Origin of the sequence: Primorskyibacter sp. S87 (assembly GCF_049801055.1) — a bacterium.
Taxonomy (GTDB): domain Bacteria; phylum Pseudomonadota; class Alphaproteobacteria; order Rhodobacterales; family Rhodobacteraceae; genus JBNAGF01.
The window spans coordinates 50,902-66,903 of sequence record NZ_JBNAGF010000015.1 but is presented as its reverse complement, the minus strand read 5'-3'; the positions used below and the strand labels follow the sequence as shown (position 1 = coordinate 66,903).

16 protein-coding genes and 1 pseudogene are annotated in these 16,002 nt (G+C 59.0%); 15 read left to right on the top strand and 2 right to left on the bottom strand.

Features of this window, described 5'->3' with window-relative positions; genetic code table 11:
* Window positions 1-78 precede the first annotated feature (78 nt).
* From ACP15U_RS20060 to ACP15U_RS19990, 15 genes are all read left to right on the top strand, one after another.
* Entirely contained in the window at window positions 79-435 is a 357-nt protein-coding gene (locus ACP15U_RS20060; protein ID WP_425046792.1) for a hypothetical protein, read from the top strand.
* A complete protein-coding gene (locus ACP15U_RS20055) occupies window positions 380-1,000 on the top strand; it encodes a lytic transglycosylase domain-containing protein (RefSeq protein WP_425046791.1) in 621 nt (206 codons plus the stop codon). The genes ACP15U_RS20060 and ACP15U_RS20055 overlap by 56 nt, the downstream gene beginning before the upstream one ends.
* A 23-nt stretch (window positions 1,001-1,023) precedes the next feature.
* Window positions 1,024-1,305, top strand: a complete 282-nt coding sequence (locus ACP15U_RS20050; protein WP_425046790.1) for a TrbC/VirB2 family protein — start codon at window positions 1,024-1,026, stop codon at window positions 1,303-1,305.
* Window positions 1,305-1,583 (top strand): type IV secretion system protein VirB3, encoded by a 279-nt coding sequence (locus tag ACP15U_RS20045; protein WP_159810859.1) that lies wholly within the window; start codon window positions 1,305-1,307, stop codon window positions 1,581-1,583. The genes ACP15U_RS20050 and ACP15U_RS20045 overlap by 1 nt, the downstream gene beginning before the upstream one ends.
* Complete coding sequence (locus ACP15U_RS20040) at window positions 1,573-3,954, top strand: type IV secretion system protein B4 (protein WP_425046789.1); 2,382 nt, start codon at window positions 1,573-1,575, stop codon at window positions 3,952-3,954. The genes ACP15U_RS20045 and ACP15U_RS20040 overlap by 11 nt, the downstream gene beginning before the upstream one ends.
* Window positions 3,955-4,126: 172 nt before the next feature.
* Window positions 4,127-5,233 (top strand): lytic transglycosylase domain-containing protein, encoded by a 1,107-nt coding sequence (locus tag ACP15U_RS20035; protein WP_425046788.1) that lies wholly within the window; start codon window positions 4,127-4,129, stop codon window positions 5,231-5,233.
* Window positions 5,234-5,268: 35 nt separating this feature from the next.
* A complete protein-coding gene (locus ACP15U_RS20030) occupies window positions 5,269-6,003 on the top strand; it encodes a type IV secretion system protein (RefSeq protein ID WP_425046847.1) in 735 nt (244 codons plus the stop codon).
* Window positions 6,000-6,395, top strand: coding sequence for a hypothetical protein (locus tag ACP15U_RS20025; protein ID WP_425046787.1), 396 nt, complete (start codon window positions 6,000-6,002; stop codon window positions 6,393-6,395). The genes ACP15U_RS20030 and ACP15U_RS20025 overlap by 4 nt, the downstream gene beginning before the upstream one ends.
* Window positions 6,396-7,409: a type IV secretion system protein gene (locus ACP15U_RS20020; protein WP_425046786.1), complete on the top strand. Its 1,014-nt coding sequence runs from the start codon at window positions 6,396-6,398 to the stop codon at window positions 7,407-7,409. It begins immediately after the preceding gene.
* On the top strand, window positions 7,406-8,071 hold the full coding sequence (locus ACP15U_RS20015) for a virB8 family protein (protein ID WP_425046785.1): 666 nt from the start codon (window positions 7,406-7,408) through the stop codon (window positions 8,069-8,071). Before ACP15U_RS20020 ends, ACP15U_RS20015 begins: the two co-directional genes overlap by 4 nt.
* Before the next feature lie 3 nt (window positions 8,072-8,074).
* On the top strand, window positions 8,075-8,806 hold the full coding sequence (locus tag ACP15U_RS20010) for a TrbG/VirB9 family P-type conjugative transfer protein (RefSeq protein WP_425046784.1): 732 nt from the start codon (window positions 8,075-8,077) through the stop codon (window positions 8,804-8,806).
* A gap of 3 nt (window positions 8,807-8,809) precedes the next feature.
* Window positions 8,810-10,231 (top strand): TrbI/VirB10 family protein, encoded by a 1,422-nt coding sequence (locus ACP15U_RS20005; RefSeq protein ID WP_425046783.1) that lies wholly within the window; start codon window positions 8,810-8,812, stop codon window positions 10,229-10,231.
* Window positions 10,228-11,214, top strand: coding sequence for an ATPase, T2SS/T4P/T4SS family (locus ACP15U_RS20000; RefSeq protein WP_425046782.1), 987 nt, complete (start codon window positions 10,228-10,230; stop codon window positions 11,212-11,214). The genes ACP15U_RS20005 and ACP15U_RS20000 overlap by 4 nt, the downstream gene beginning before the upstream one ends.
* A 248-nt stretch (window positions 11,215-11,462) precedes the next feature.
* A complete protein-coding gene (locus ACP15U_RS19995; RefSeq protein WP_425046781.1) occupies window positions 11,463-12,335 on the top strand; it encodes a tyrosine-type recombinase/integrase in 873 nt (290 codons plus the stop codon).
* A gap of 11 nt (window positions 12,336-12,346) precedes the next feature.
* A complete protein-coding gene (locus ACP15U_RS19990; protein WP_425046780.1) occupies window positions 12,347-13,549 on the top strand; it encodes an IS91 family transposase in 1,203 nt (400 codons plus the stop codon).
* A 307-nt stretch (window positions 13,550-13,856) separates the two neighbouring features.
* Here ACP15U_RS19990 and ACP15U_RS19985 read toward each other — a convergent pair.
* Together ACP15U_RS19985 and ACP15U_RS19980 are read right to left on the bottom strand one after the other, a co-directional pair.
* A protein-coding gene (locus ACP15U_RS19985) for an IS3 family transposase (RefSeq protein WP_425046779.1) occupies window positions 13,857-15,010 on the bottom strand; the annotation gives its coding sequence in 2 pieces (ribosomal slippage) (window positions 13,857-14,719 and window positions 14,719-15,010; 1,155 coding nt in all).
* Window positions 15,011-15,094: 84 nt separating this feature from the next.
* Window positions 15,095-15,970, bottom strand: a pseudogene (locus tag ACP15U_RS19980) (ISNCY family transposase); the annotation flags it as partial.
* Between the last annotated feature and the right edge of the window lie 32 nt (window positions 15,971-16,002).

Here is a 16,002-nt window from a genome sequence, read left to right as displayed (position 1 = left end):
GCAATATTTCATATTGCAGAGTAATGCCTTTCTGCGGAATGCTGCCGATTGTAGAAGGGCTCCCAGTGGGGGAGCCCGGTGCCGATCGCAAGAGACCAGATTTTGATTACCATTGATGGGGTGAAAGACCTCATCGGGTCGGGAGTCGACTTCCGCTGTCGGTACGAGCTTGTCGAGTTCACGGACGATGGGAAGCCCCGCTATCAGTGTGTCTACCTCCGTGCAGGAGAGCCCGAGGCGATCCTGGTCTCGACGCGGTTCGGCCCACATGGTCCTGAACCCCGCCTCTTCAACATCTGGCCTGGCCTCTTCAAACATCACCGTGAATTTGGTGACGGCCGCGCTCTTTGTTTTGACCTCGACTACGCTATTGCCTTCGATGCTGTCGGCGGAGGTGATGATCTTCGGTCGGGACGGCAGCGTCCGAACAACTGACGGCTGGACATTCCACGGCCGAGCCGCTGAAGAGACACCTCTAGGGGACGCTCGACGCTTCGCGGCCACGCCAAAGAGCGACATTCTTGAGGCGATCAGACAGACCGCCACAAGGCACGAAGGCAATGAAGCGGTCAGGGCTATGGGTCTCGGTCCTGACGACTGGATGGCCTTGTTCTGCGCACTAATCGAAGCGGAAAGCGCCTACCGACCGACTGCCAGAAGCGCAAAGGGGGCTTACGGGTTGGGCCAACTCATGCCCGCGACGGCGCGGGACTTGGGCGTCGACAGAGCCGATATCGCGCAAAACCTCGACGGATCGGCGCGGTATCTTCTGGCGCAACTTGCCGCTTTCGAAGACATCGACCTTGCACTTGCTGCCTACAACGCCGGACCCCACCGCGTTGAGGAATATGGCGGTGTGCCCCCATTCCGTGAGACTCGAGATTACATCGCGCGAGTCCATCGAATTCGCGCGCGACTCTCTAACACTCCGCTCCAAAACATGCCTGGCACGACGGCGCGCGACCAAAGGCGCCCAGCCGTCGTACTGAGCCTCAAATAGGAAACAAGAAACGAGGGAAGCCCATGCGAAGACTGCCACCAGGATTTCTGCCTCCTGCGATCGGAGCCGTGCTGCTGTGGGCCACCCCTGCCCTCGCCCAGGACCTCTCGCCAATTCAGACCATGCTCGAGACGGTAGAGGCAGCTTTAACCGGTCCAATCGGGATCGCCGTTGCGACGCTTGCGGTCATCGGAACCGGCTTCATGTGTATGATGGGGCGGCTAAACTGGGGCTGGTTTGCATCCGTTGTCATTGGGATCGTGCTGATCTTCTCGGCGGGCACCATCGTCGACGGGTTCACCTGATGGCCGAACGCTCTCCCCTTTTCCTTGGACTCGCACGCCCGCCAAAGTACCTCGGTCTTCCAGTCGGCTACCTTGTGGTGCTGTCACTTGGCGTGGTCCTGCCGTTCATCTGGACGAAGTCTCTGATCTTCTTCCTTGTCGGATTCCTCGCCTATCCGGTGCTTTGGTTTGTCGCCGACAAGGAGCCGCATTTCTTCGAGGTGCTGCGCGTTTCCTATGGGGCGGTGCGGGGAACGCGGAACCGATCCCTGCACAGGGGAGACAGCTATGGCGCTTGACGGTGTCGGATATGCAAAACCAAGTGCAGCGCTCTTCGAGGTCAGCGGGGCGGCTTTGGCACGCGAAAGCCATCTCGCCGAACATCTGCCTTTCGTCAGCTTTGCCGGATCGAACATCATGGTTCTGCGCGAGGGCGATCTGATGGCAACCCTGCGCCTTGATGGTCTTGCGTCGTCTACAACACCAGATGCCGATCTCGACGCAATGAAACGCGCTGTTGCAGCCGTTATTGCCCAGACCGGAAACCTTTATGGCTTTTACGTACATCGCATCTTTGTCCCGCAAGACGTGGCGCTGACACCCGTCGAAGGCGACGGCTTTGCAGCCGAAATCGATCAGCGGTGGCAAGCACATATCTCCGATCTCGCGCCCAAGAAGTCGCAGCTCTACCTAAGCATTCTCCGGCGTCCGGAAATCGGCGCACGGATCCCGCTGCTCAACGCGTTTGCCAAGCGCACGTGGATGAAGGATCGCGCAGCCCGCGCGCGGGAACTTAACGAAGTAACGGGGTTCTTTGAATCCGCACTTGGCTCTGCCAAACCGGTGCGGCTCGACAGGAACACCGGCGAATGGCTCGGATTCCTGAGCACATTACTGACTGGGAAATACGCCCCAATTGCCCAGCCAGCTGCGCCCTTGCCGCTCGCCTATGCGCTCGGCTCCTGCCGCGCGACATTCGATGGCGACACGGCGACCATTGCCTGCGCGACAACGGGTGCCACACGTTTTGGCGCGCTCTTCAGCATCAAGAGTTACCCTGCCCTGACCGATGTTTCTCTGTTTGACGGCCTCGACCTGCCCCTCGATGTCGTTTTGACCAACTCCTTCTCACCGATCCCCACCAACATCATGGCGGAACGGATCCAGCGGATTGTCCGTCAAATGCGTGCCGCCGATGATGCCGCCGTGTCCTTGCGCGATCAGCTGATGGAGGCAGCTGACGACCAGGAAGCCGGGCGGATCGCCTTCGGCGACCACCACCTGTCCGTCGCCGTCTACGCACCTGACAAAGAGACGCTCGAACAGGCCGCGGCGGAGGTCAAACGCCTCGGCCAGGAAATCATGGCCGTGATCGTGCGGGAGAACATGGCGCTCAAGGCGACCTACTTTGCACAAGCGCCCGGAAACTTCGGGTATCGCGCGCGAAAAACGCCCATCTCCACCACGAATTTCGCGGACTTCTCGGCGCTTCATGGCTGCGTCGAAGGCCGTTCAGACAAAAGCACGCCATGGGGGTCACGCCTGACACTGTTCCCGACGACCGGCACATCTGCCTATGGCTTCAACTTTCATGAACCCGGATCTCCGGACCGGGAACCCACGGTCGGCCACACGCTTTTTTTGGGGCGGACGGGCAGCGGGAAAACCCTCACGACGGCGTTTCTGGCAGCTCAGGCGCAACGGATTGGGGCCCGATTGTTCTTCTTTGACAAGGACCGGGGACTGGAGATGGCCGTTCGTGCCCTCGGCGGTCGCTACAATACGATTCTTGCTGGCATCCCCACCGGCCTCAACCCACTGCAAACGGAAACCGACGAACGCGGCCGTGCCTGGCTCTCGGATTGGCTTGCGACACTGCTGGCACATGCCGGAAAGCTATCAGGGGAGCAATCGCGTCACATCCAGAGCGCGGTGTCGCAAAACGCGCAAGCCGGGCCGTCGTTGCAGCGTTTCGTCTCCTTTCAGACCCTGTTCCAATCGCTTGACGATGAAGGTGAGTTACAGGCCCGGATTGGCGAGTGGGCTCCGGGCGGACGGTTTGGCTGGGTGTTTGACGAACCATCAGACGGCGCGCCCCTCGATATGGCGGGCAACATTGTCGGGTTCGACATGACCGAGATTCTGGACATGTCGACCGAACGCATGGCCGTTTTGTCCTACATATTGCGGCGGATTGAACGGTTGGTTGAGGATCGCCGCCCGACAGTAATCGTTCTCGACGAAGCCTGGAAGTTGCTCGACGATCCTTATTTTGCAGCCCGCCTCGAGAACTGGCTTGTGACACTCCGGAAGATGAACTGCGTCGTTGTGATGATGACGCAGTACCCAAGCCAATTACGTGAGGCCCGGGTCGGGAAAACGATCATCGAGACCGTGCCGACGCAAATCCTGTTCCCGAATGACCGGGCGACGCCTGCGGATTACGATTTCCTGAGGGTCAACGAAAAGGAAGCTGACCTGCTGACACGGCCCACCGCCGGGCAACGGATCGCTCTGGTCCGGTCCGCGGGCGACAGCGTCTTCATCGATGCAGATCTCTCCGCACTCGGTCCTCTGCTGCCAATTCTGGGGGGCGGACAGTCCGGCGAAGCGCGCCTTGGACGCGACTGGCGCACCACCCAAGACTTCTGGAGAATCGCATGCGACTAGGCCTCATTTGTCTCGCTGTTCTGCTTGCCGCCTGTGAGCGATATACGGACGCGACGTCGCCTTGCTTTGGCAATGACGGAAAGCCCATGGTCTCGCGGGCTAACTTGGACACTCTGTCGTTTGCGGCAAACCTGTCGCAGGACTGCGTCTTCGAAGACATCGGACGACCGCAATGAGGCTGGTCGCGGGGGTCTCCACATTTCTGGTCTGCGCCTCTCCTTCGGCCGAGGCGCAGGGCGTCCCGACACAAGACAATGCGGGGCTGGGACAGCTCTTCTCGATCCTCTCGCAATTGGGCGAAGACATGGAGGCACAACAAAATCAGCTGGGAACAGCAAGATCGCTGTCTTCTGTGCAAGCAGATCAGTTGCGCGTTCTGGAGGCAATGTCGGCCGCCCTTTCGGGACCCGGCCTCGATGTCAGGGCCTTGGAAGGCAATGCCGACTTCCCTGTCGGAGACGTCTATCCGGTCACCTCGAGTCACCCAATGGACAGCAGGCTCTTTGGCGAAGGCCGCGAGACCATTGAGATGATGATTGTGCGCGTGGCGGGAGAGTATGCTGGCGCACCCGGCGTCCGCAGGGCTGGACTGTCCGCCACCCAGTGGCGTTTCCTGTTTCAGGCGCTGATCAAACAGGAAAGCCGGTTCAGCGTGACTGCACAAAGCCCAGTCGGGGCCTATGGTCTGACGCAGCTGATGCCCGGCACCGCGTCGGACATGGGCGTGGACCGATACGATGTGATGGACAATCTGCGCGGCGGCGCACGCTACATCACCACGCAGCTCAACACCTTCGGGAATATCCCGCACGCGCTTGCGGCTTACAATGCCGGACCGGGCCGGGTTCAGGAATATGGTGGTGTCCCGCCTTTTGCAGAGACCCAAGGCTACGTCCGCAACATCTCCAGGTTCTACAACGAGTACCTCGCTGTTGTCGGCGGTGCCGATGCGCTCGGCACGCTGTCCCCATCCGACATGGCTCTGGCCGAATACAGCAGCATCTCGGAAGCCAGCATTTATTATGCGGCCGACAGCCATGCGACGACGCAACAGGTGATCAATCGGCTCGCCGCGATCATCCGGCAGATCGATGAAACGCCGGACATCAAGCGTGCCTTCGAGCTCAACACTTACGCCAAGGCCGAGATCGGCCGCATCCTCAACCTTCGTGTTCGCCTGATGGCTGCCAACCGTCAGCGCGAGGCAGCGCATGGCCAACATCTGGCCGCTGACCGTCTTGCTGAACGCGACTTCATGCGCATGGGAGTAGTCAGATGAAAGGAAAGACCTTCGGAACCGCCTTAGCCACACTGATGGCCGTCACGCCGGCAGATCAAACCAATGCACAAGGTGTGCCAACCTTTGACAAATCGAACCTCCGGCAGCTTGTTCTTCAACTTGAACACATGGCTGAGGATCTGAACGTTCAGCTTCAGCACCTCGCGACCATGCGGGAGGAGCTGGAAACCCAACTCAGCCAGCTTCTCAATCTCGAAGCGCAACTCGCCTCCCTGGTTGACGGTAATGAGCTTGGCCAGCTGTTTGCGACGGTCGAAGAATTCGAACGTGTAAGGGGCAAGTTGACCGCACCACTGGCGACGGCGGAAGCCATATCGAGCGGTGATTTCCTGAGCGGTTTTCGCCCGGGCGCAGAGTTGGACACCGCAGTCGAGCGCGTTCTGTCGGGCAGCGGCTTCACGCAAGAGCGTCTGACGTCGCTCTCCACAAGCGAGGAACCTGCCGACAACCGTATCGCGGTGCAGGCCGGATCCAGCGCGATGCTCTCTGTTGCCGCTCAGGAAAGCCACAACGAAGCGGGCGAAAGCCTTGGTCGGCTGGAGTCCATGGTGGGCCAGATCGACGATCAAGACGGATTGAAGGCGGCCGTCGATCTCAACACGCGCGTCACCGCAGAACTCGGGATCATCCTCACCCAAATCTGGCGTCTCGAGGCAGCGGCGGGGGTCAACGGCGGGCAACTCGGTGTCGTCGATGCGGCGACGCTGGCGGATGAACGAAAATTTCGCTCGATGGAGGTCCCCGAATGACCCGTGCAGCCACAGTCTATTGTTTTGCTCTCATGATCGCCGCTTCCTCAATCAGCGTGAGCGCTCAAACCTCTCAGGGCGGGTTCGAGACGATGGCACAGCCCACGGAAGAACAGAGTGAATGCAAAGTACCGCGGCCACCGAAAGACTTGGATTCGTTCGCATATATCAGGAATGGATATCGAGAGATAATGCGCATCGAGGCATATCAAAACTCAATCGATACAGCGTTCTGCGGCTGTCCCTTTGCGGAAGTGGACTGGGCTTTTGTCGTCGAAAACAACGAACAGTACATCACCTCGGACAATCCGAAATTGCCCTTCGATGTGATTGAGCTGCGAAGCCATGCTGACAGCTTGGAAGCTGTACTTGATGAGACTTGCGAGCGTTGAATGGGCATCATCACGGACATTCTCCAGCAAGTCGATGATGCAATCGACTCTGTGGCCGAAGCAGGCTTCGTGGAAGCCGCCGGACAGGTTGGCAATGTCCTTGGAATCGGCGCAGCACTTTTGCTGGTGTTTCTTGGTATCAGCGTTGTGATGCAGTTGCGCCCAATGACTTTTGGGAGTGCGTTCGCTTTCGGACTGAAGATTTCGTTGATTGGAATATTTGCGCAAAGTTGGGAGAACTTTGAAGTCGTCTACAATATTGCCTCCGAGGTTCCAGAAGCAATCGGCTCGCGCATTCTGGCCCTAACGGCGACCGGCGATGAGACCGGCATTTACGAAAGCCTGGACAGCATGGTGAACCGGATCACGGCCTATGGCGACGCAATCGGGGACCGTGCGGGTTGGGTGTTCGGGGCTGTCCTTGGCGCGATCTTTTTTGTCCTCTCCGCCGTGTTCGCGGCAGTGACAGCCGGGATCATTGCCTATGCCCGGATCGTATTCACACTAATGATCGTGATCGCACCGTTCATGATCCTGACGTCGCTCTTCAAGCCGACCCAGTCGCTGTTCGAGGCATGGACCCGCGCCACAATCGGTTACGCCCTGATGCCCGTTGCGGCGGCGGGTGCCGCAGGCATTATCGTGGCCATCGCCGAGGCGATCGGGGATGCCTCTGCTGATCCTGACAATGTCGAAACCGTCAGCCTGATCCTCCCCTTTCTGGTCATCCTGCTCCTGTCCGCAGGCGTCATGGCCGCCGTTCCGTTTATCGCTTCAAACCTCACCGGTGTGATGGGGATCGCGTCGAACGCCATAGGTCTGACAGGGCTGGCGCGCCGCGGCGTGGTCAATGCAGGCGAATACGGTGCAGGTGGTGCCGGACGTGTGCTTACCGGGCGGACACCCTACGAACTGCGTCGTGATGTCAGCGGTGCAGCCACGAAGAGCAACGAGCTTATCAGGCGCACACCAGCAGCGGCGCTCGCGCTCACCAAGTCATTTCGCAAGACATGACGCGTGCCGAGTTCGATCAGGACGCCTTCGAGGCAGACTTCATCTTCGGTCCACGACGACGAGAGAGGTTTGCCTATCTCGTGGCTGCAGCAGGTGTGATCGTGGGCGTTGTCGGATTCGTCGGCGCTGTATCGCTGTTCCCGTTGAAGACGGTCGAGACGTTCGTGGTGGTGGTCGACAAGGAAACGGGCGAGATGGACCGGGTTGCGGCCGTCGAAGCGCTCACCCTCGATGAAAGCGACGCTGTCATTCAGGCCAACCTGGTCGCCTATGTGGACGATCGTGAGACCTACGATCTGACGGATGGCGAAGAGCGGATCAACTCCGTTCTGCAGAGGTCGGATGAAGATGCCGCGCGCACCCTTCGGGATCTTTGGTCGTCCACGAATCCTGACTACCCGATCTCGGTCTATGGCCGCGACGCGAAGATCGATGTGGTGATCCGGTCGGTCAATCAGGTCGAAGCCGGTGTTGCCCAGGTCCGCTTTACAAAGACCCTTCGGAAACCGCGCGACAACCGTACGGTGACGAGGCCCTACGTGGCCACACTCCGATATGAGTTTCGGCCGGAGACCCGTCAACGGCTTCAGCAAGTCTGGGCGAACCCGCTTGGCTTCGTCGTGACGTCGTACCGCGTCGACGCCGAAACCTTGGAGAACTGAGCTATGGTGTTGCGTACCGCCCTGCCCTTTCTGTTGATCACGCTGTTATCAGGGGAGGCGCTTGCCGAGGCGACTCCACAGGGAGGGCCCAAGGACATTCGTATCCGCTATGCGGTCTATGACGAGCAACAGGTCTTCCGGATTGAAACGGACCTTCGGCATTCGACTACGATTCAGTTTGGTCAGGGCGAGCGCTTCGAGGCCGTCATCGTGGGCGATACGGAAAGCTTTCAGGTCGATCCTATCCCGGAGCTCGGGAACGTTCTGACCATCAAACCGCACGTGCAAGGCGCGTCGACCAACATGAGCGTCATCACCAACCGGCGTAGCTACACATTCCATCTCCGAGAGGGGTCTATCCCTGGGCGTACCGGCATGTTTTTCGAAGTGCGGTTTCGCTATCCGGAAGACGAGCGACGCGCGACGGTGGCCAGCGCCCAACCAAAGGGATTTCAGGCTCCGCGCAACTACAATTACAAGGCTGCGGGCGACGGAGATTTCCGCCCTGTCACCGTCTACGACGACGGCCGGTTCACCTATTTCACGTTCCCTGAGACGGGGCGCCAACCCGCGATCTTCAAAGCCGACAATCGAGGCCGCGAGAGGACGATCAATTGGACACAAAACGGAAATACGGTTCGCGTCTCTGGCGTCAATGATTTCTGGACACTACGGTTGGGCGAGGATGCACTCTGCATCTACCGCGACACCTCCACCATCTATATGAGTAACTGACCGATGGCGGAGGATCCCAACCTTCAGGAACGCCTCGGCAAGTTCAATGATGGCAGCCGAAGGAAGTCACGCTCACGGTTCGGTGTCACGGCGCTTGCGCTTGCTCTTAGCTTGGGCGGTGCGGGTGTCGCCTACTTCCTTGCAACGGAATGGCAAACCGATCCCGACCGCCTTCAAACCTCGGACGTAGAGCCATTTCAAGATGATCGCCTTTCCAACGGTGGTCGTTTGGAGTTCCCCTCCGACGAAGCCGACCAGCGGGTCAACGACGCAATAATTGCTGTTGAAGAAGCGCTCGAAGTGCCTGCCCCGGCCACACCAGAAATCGAACCAAGCGCGGAAGTCTTGGCAGAACTCGCGGAACTCCGCGAAGCACTGGCTGCGGCGCAAGCGGAGCGAAACGCCGAGATCCAATCAGCTGTAAGTGACCTACGGGATGCCTTCGCCGATCAGACGAGCGCGCTGGAGGCGGCCGTGGAAGAGCGCGATGAAAGACTGGCCACCCTTGAGCGAGAAAACGAAACCCGCCTGAATTCTCTTCAGAGCCTTCTGGACGCGGAACGCGCGCAGCGCGAGGCGCTCGAAGCAGAGCGTGCCAATGATGCACTGGTCCGGGATCAACAACTCCTTGAAGAAAGACGCCGGCAGGAACAAGAGCAACAGCGTCGTGAGGCCGAGCGTCAAGCCGCCGAGCTTATGACGGCCCAAATCAGATCACCCGCTGTTGTCTATTCTACGGGGTCAACCGCGTCGCCTTCCGGCACAGGCGGACCGCCGAACGGATCGGCCAGCGCTGACCTGGCTCTGAATGAGAACGAGACGTATCTCAGGGGTGCGGCGCAACCTCTTGAAGTGGACGAAGCAACGCAGATGGAACGTCCAGACCGAACCCTCACGCAAGGGTCGGTCATTCAGGCCGCCCTTCAGACCGCCATCAACAGTGATCTGCCAGGAAACGTCGTCGCTGTCGTCGCAGAGCCGGTCTATGCGTTTTCCGGGGATGCTATTCTCATCCCGCGTGGTTCCCGCTTGTTTGGGCAGTATCGATCAGGCGTGGAGGTGAATCAGAAGCGGATACTCGTGCTCTGGACACGCATTTTGACGCCAGATGGGACGTCCATGCAGATTGCTTCGGTTGGTGGGGATCAGCTTGGACGATCGGGCTTAACCGGGCTAGTAGACACCAAATTTGACGAGCGATTTGGAGGTGCTGCGCTGATTTCGATCATCGGTGCCGCTCCCGCCGTCGCGGCGAATTCAACCGAGGACGAAGTCACCCGCGAGGTGCTGGAAGAAGTCGGAAACGACCTTGAGGATGCGACAAGTTCGGTCATTGCCGATCAGGTATCCATCTCCCCGACCATATATGTCGATCAAGGTGCGATGGTGACTGTCCTCGTCGACAGGGACGTCGTGGTCTATTGAGCGATACGGCTCTGCCATCCTCATATCTCGAACAGTATCTGGAGCCATACCGCGATCTGATTCTCGGCGAAGACGTTGTTGAACTGGCAATCAATCCCGATGGACTTGTCTGGGTTGAGCGTCAGGGCGCAGAGGCAATGGAGCGCGTCGATCGCACGATCGACGACTCAGCCGCGTCCAACCTTGCAGCTACACTGGTCGGAGATGCCCGCGCAAAAGTCTCGGAAAAATCGCCACTGGTCTCGGGCAAAATCGAGTACCGAGGCCGACCGCTACGCATTCAAGTGGTCGTTCCGCCTGCGGTCGAGAGTAGCGCTGCAATCTCTATCCGGCTGTTCGGCATCGGCGATCAGACGACCTTCGAGCCCGAATATCTCTTCGATGCGCCGGTTTCGCTCGATGAACGACGACAGTCAAAGGTAGAAGAAATTCAGAAGCTTGCGGAGTCAGACCTTGCTGGCGCACTGTCGCTGCTTATTCGGCATCGACTGAACCTTTTGATCAGTGGTGGAACGTCCACCGGCAAAACCACGTTCGCGCGGCATCTGCTAAAATCGGTCTCGAACGACGAGCGGCTGATCACGATCGAGGATGCCTTCGAACTGTTTCCAACCCAACCGAACAAGGTTTGCCTCCTTGCGGAACGCATACCGGCTTCTGAACGCTCAACAAACGCGCTTCTGCAAGCCAGCCTTCGTATGCGGCCGGACCGAATTGTACTGGGCGAGTTGCGCGGATCCGAAGCACTCACATATCTCGAAGCGATCAATACGGGCCACGGCGGATCGGTCACCACGATTCACGCGGAAACCGCTGAGTTGGCCATTGACCGCTTGGCCATTATGGTTCTGCAAGCCGGAACACCGCTTACCTTTGCCGAAGTCCAAACCTACATCCGCAAGTCTATAGATGTGATCGTTCAACTCGGCCGATCGCAAGGCCGGCGAGGCGTGTCTGAGGTGTTGGTGGTTGTAAGCGACTGACTCGGCCCATTGCTGCCGTTGACCACTGCCGCTCAATGCTGCACCCGCAGCCCGCATTGCAGACATTCGCTGCGATGGCAAAATTAGCTGTTGGGCGAATTCACAGTCTGCGGACTTGGACGAAACCGCTCTCGCGGTATTGGCGCTTGTGGCGTGTGTCGCACGTTGATTTGAGCGGTGTGGATTTTGCGAACTGCTGAATCTGTCTGACGATTGGGACCTTCTTAATCTGATGACAGGAGGTTTTCATGACCGATCATTATGTTCCCAAACTACGCCAACGTTTTGTCGAAGACATGCAGATCAAGGGACTGCAAGCAAAGACGCAGACGATGTATCTGCGTGCGATGCGCGACTTCACGCGTTTCCTGGGACACGCGCCGGATAGCGCAACGCCGGAAGAACTGCGTGCGTTCCAGTTGGATATGAAGGAACGGGGCGTCGGCGCACCGACCTTCAATAACCGGCTGACGGTTCTGAGTTTCTTCTATGCGACCACGTGCCCGCGCCCTGAGATGAAGCGACATATGCGCTATCAGCGGGCCGCCAAGAAGATCCCGGTGGTGCTGAGCGCCGAGGAAGTGTCGCGCATTCTGGAAGCCGCGCCCGGACCAGGTCTTCGTTATCGCGCAGCCTTCAGCGTTGCCTATGGCGGCGGGCTGCGCGCCAGCGAAGTCACCCATTTGAAGGTCGGCGACATCGACAGCGACCGGATGTTAATCCGCGTCGATCAAGGAAAGGGTCGCAAGGACCGTCATGTCATGCTGTCGCCGAGCTTGTTGGAACTTCTGCGCGACTATTACCGTGAGGCCCGGCCCGCAGGTTGGATGTTCCCCGGGCGCAACCGGGTCGATCCGATATCGACTAAACAGTTCAACCGGGCCTTCGGGGTGGCGCGCGACTTCGCCGAGATCAAGAAGAAGGTGTCGCCTCACACGCTCCGGCATAGCTTTGCGACGCATCTGCTGGAGGGCGGGACGGACATACGTGTAATCCAGGTTCTCTTGGGACACGCCAAACTGGAGACCACGACGATCTACACGAAGGTGGCGACGAAGACGATTCAGGATGTGACCAGCCCGCTTGATCTGCTGGTGAGCCGGGAGGCCGGTCCCGGTTAAGTCGCGTCCAGATGCCCCGGCCAAAATTGGAGGTTGCGGATATCTTCCGCGCCCATGGTGCTGCCTATCGCCGGGACCATGCCGGACACCTGAACCTGCCGCAGCTCAAAGTGATGTCTGCCATCGAGAATTGCCGGACCGCCGCGCTCGGCGGGCACGTTGCGGCCTGCACAAAGTGTGATCATCACCACATCGCCTATAACTCCTGTCGCAATCGACACTGTCCGAAGTGTCAGGGCAACGCAGCACAGGACTGGATGCAGGCACGGATGGAGGATCTGCTACCGGTCGAGTACTTCCACGTGGTCTTCACCCTGCCATCCCAGATCGCCGACATCGCATATCAGAACAAGGCAGCGGTCTACGGTCTGCTGTTCAAGGCATCCGCGCAGACGCTCCTGACCATCGCTGCTGACACCAAACACCTGGGCGCTCGGATCGGCATGACATCGGTGCTGCACACATGGGGATCAGCGATGATGCACCATCCCCATGCCCATGTCATCGTGCCGGGAGGCGGGCTGTCGCCGGATGGCACCTGCTGGATTGGTTGCCGTCCGGGGTTCTTTCTGCCGGTGAAGGTCCTGTCGAGATTGTTTCGGCGCTTGTTCCTTGATGGGCTGGTCAGATTACACAAGGTAGGCAAGCTGCGCTTCTTCGGTAATCTGGTGGGATTGGCAGACCCGGATGCCTTCGCTGCCCATCTCGCGCCGCTGCGCAAAACCGATTGGGTCGTTTACGCCAAACCGCCCTTCGGCGGGCCGGAAGCGGTGCTGGCCTACCTGAGCCGTTATACGCACCGGGTCGCAATCTCCAACCATCGGCTCGTCCGCGCGGATGCCGACACTGTGGCCTTCCGATGGAAAGACTACCGCATCAAACGCGGAGATCGCATGAAGGTGATGCGATTGCCGACGTCCGAGTTCATCCGCCGGTTCCTGATCCACGTCCTGCCCTCCGGCTTCCATCGCATCCGACACTCGGGCTTTTTGGCTAACGGCATCCGTCGCGACAGGATCGGACAGATCAGGCGGTTGCTGGATGCAGAGCCAGAGCCCGATCAAACGCCGGATATGGAAACCAGCGCCGAATGCGATGTTCAGTCCGCGCACCAGCCTTGCCCGAAATGCGGCGGTGCCATGATCGTTATCGAAACCTTTCTGCGCGGCCAAACACCCAAATCCCGGGCACCACCATGGGAGGACGCCGCATGACCAGCCCAACCCGATCGGCCTCGCAACGAAAAGGCACCGAACCAGTCAGTGCGGCCACCTCACCAAATCATGCGAGGCACCAGGCCTGTAGCCTCATGACGAGAGGCCATCCAATCAAGCCGTGTCGGGAAATTAGGCTCGCATACACCGCTCGTCGTCACGCAACCGTTTGCTCTCAACGTTCGACACTGCGGATGTAACCCACAATCCCCATAGACCCAAAACAGCCCGCGCTTTCCTCCTTGTCAGATTTGTCGCCGCTGCAGCTTGAGCTACTCCCCAATCCTTGGACAGTTTCCCGCGTAGATTAAGCTACTCTTTGCTCCTGCTGATCGGTTTGGGTTTCTTCTTTTCTCAGCCAATAGACCACGGCTGGAGGTTTGCCGCCAAGGGCGGAATGGGGGCGTTTGCGGTTGTAGAACTCGATCCATTTCCCGACGCCGGCCTTTGCCTCTGATCCGGTCTCCCAGGCGTGCAGGTAGACGCACTCATATTTCAGACTCCGCCAGAGCCGCTCGACGAAGATGTTGTCGAGGAACCGGCCCTTGCCATCCATCGAGATACGGATACCTGAGCGCCGCAACCGATCGGTCCAGGCAAAGGACGTGAACTGCGATCCCTGGTCGGTGTTCATGATCTCTGGCGGGCCGAAGCGGGCGATAGCCTCGTTCAGTGCGTCGACGCAGAACTCGGCCTCCAGCGTATTCGAGATGCGCCAGGCCAGAACCTTGCGGGTGTGCCAGTCCATGATCGCCAGCAGATACAGGAACCCACGCCGCATCGGCAGGTAGGTGATGTCGGCCGCCCAGACCTGGTTCGGCCGCTCCACCCGCAATCCGCGCAGCAGGTAAGGGTAGATCTTGTGGCCCTTGGCGGCTTTGCTGGTGTTGGGCTTCTGGTAGATCGGCATCAAGCCCATCAGCCGCATCAGCCGCCGGATGCGCTTCTCATTCACCAGATGGCCCTCATTGCGCAGATGCCAAGTCATCTGGCGCACCCCGAAGAATGGTGTTTCCAGGAACTGCTCATCGATCTGGCGCATGAGTGCGAGGTTCAGCACAGTTTCGCCCTTCGGGCGGTAGTAGAACGACGACCGTGGGATCGACAGCAGCTTGCACTGCTTGCCGATGGACAGGTCGCGATTACCCGGTTCGATCATCTGACACCTCACTTCACGCCCCAAGGCTTGAGCTTTCTGGCCAAAAAATCGTTGGCCACAGCCAGCTCCCCGATCTTGGCGTGCAGTTCTTTGACCTGCTCTTCGCCGATCTCCGGAGCCTTCCTGCCGCCACGTTCGAACACGCCCGACGCGCCTTCCAACAAGGCCCTCTTCCATGAGTGGATCATCGTCGGATGGACCCCGAACCGGCTCGCCAGCTCGGCCACCGTCTGCTCACCCTTCAGCGCTTCCAGCGCCACCTTCGCCTTGAACTCAGGCGAATGCTGCTTCCGTTTCGACATCTCTGATCTCCTTCTCGTCGAAGATCAGCAGACTACAAATCGTAGCTTACGTCAGTGTCCGATTTTTGGGGGGTAGCTCACCTTTGCAAACTTGGCGTTGTAGCGTTCAACGAAGCCCACTAAAAATGCGTTGCCATCTTCCATGTTGGAGATACCCGCAAGGCGCAGCTCCTTGACCAACCTGTCCTGCAACGTTCGGTTCGCGCGTTCGACACGCCCTTTGGCTTGGGATGAATTGGCGCAGATGATCTCAATGTTCAGCTCGGCCAAGGCACGCCCAAACTGAGTCATGCCCGTCATGTGTTCATTGGGCTTAGGAACCCTGAACACCGTGTGTTTGTCGCTGTAAAAAGCAACTGGTCGGCCATGTTTGAGCAGATAGCTTTCCAGTGCCTCGAAATAGCTGAAGGTGCTTTCTGAGGTCACGAACCGCAGTTCCATCAACGTACTGGTCGCGTCGTCGATGAAGACGAGAAGGGTGCAGGGATCACCCCGATCCTCGAACCAACGATGGTCTGAGCCGTCGATCTGAATCAGCTCGCCGAAGCATTCCCGGCGCAAGCGCGGCTGGTGAAAAGTCCGGCGCTGTTTGCGCGAGAGCCAAATCCCGTCCTCCTGCATCCATTTGCGCACCGTCTCGCGCGAAACCTTGAACCCGTGATGTTCGGCCAGCATCTCCGCCGCGAATGTCGGCCCAAAGTCCGCATAGCTTTCTTTGATGATGCTAAGCGCATAGTCGCGCTTAGCATGGTGGATGCGATTGTTCGGAGGTTTGCCGCGAGCTTTGTGTCGGATCGCAGATGCGCCATCCTGACGATACAGCTTCAACAGCCTGAATATCTGTCTGCGAGTCAGGTCCAACATGTTCGCTGCATTGTCGACGGTCAGCCGTCCGTCATCGACCTGCGCCAGAACCTCGACACGGTTCAACTCGCGCTCGCTCATAACCACCCATCCCATGTCCGCTCACCCTCATTGATTTTTGAGGGCAG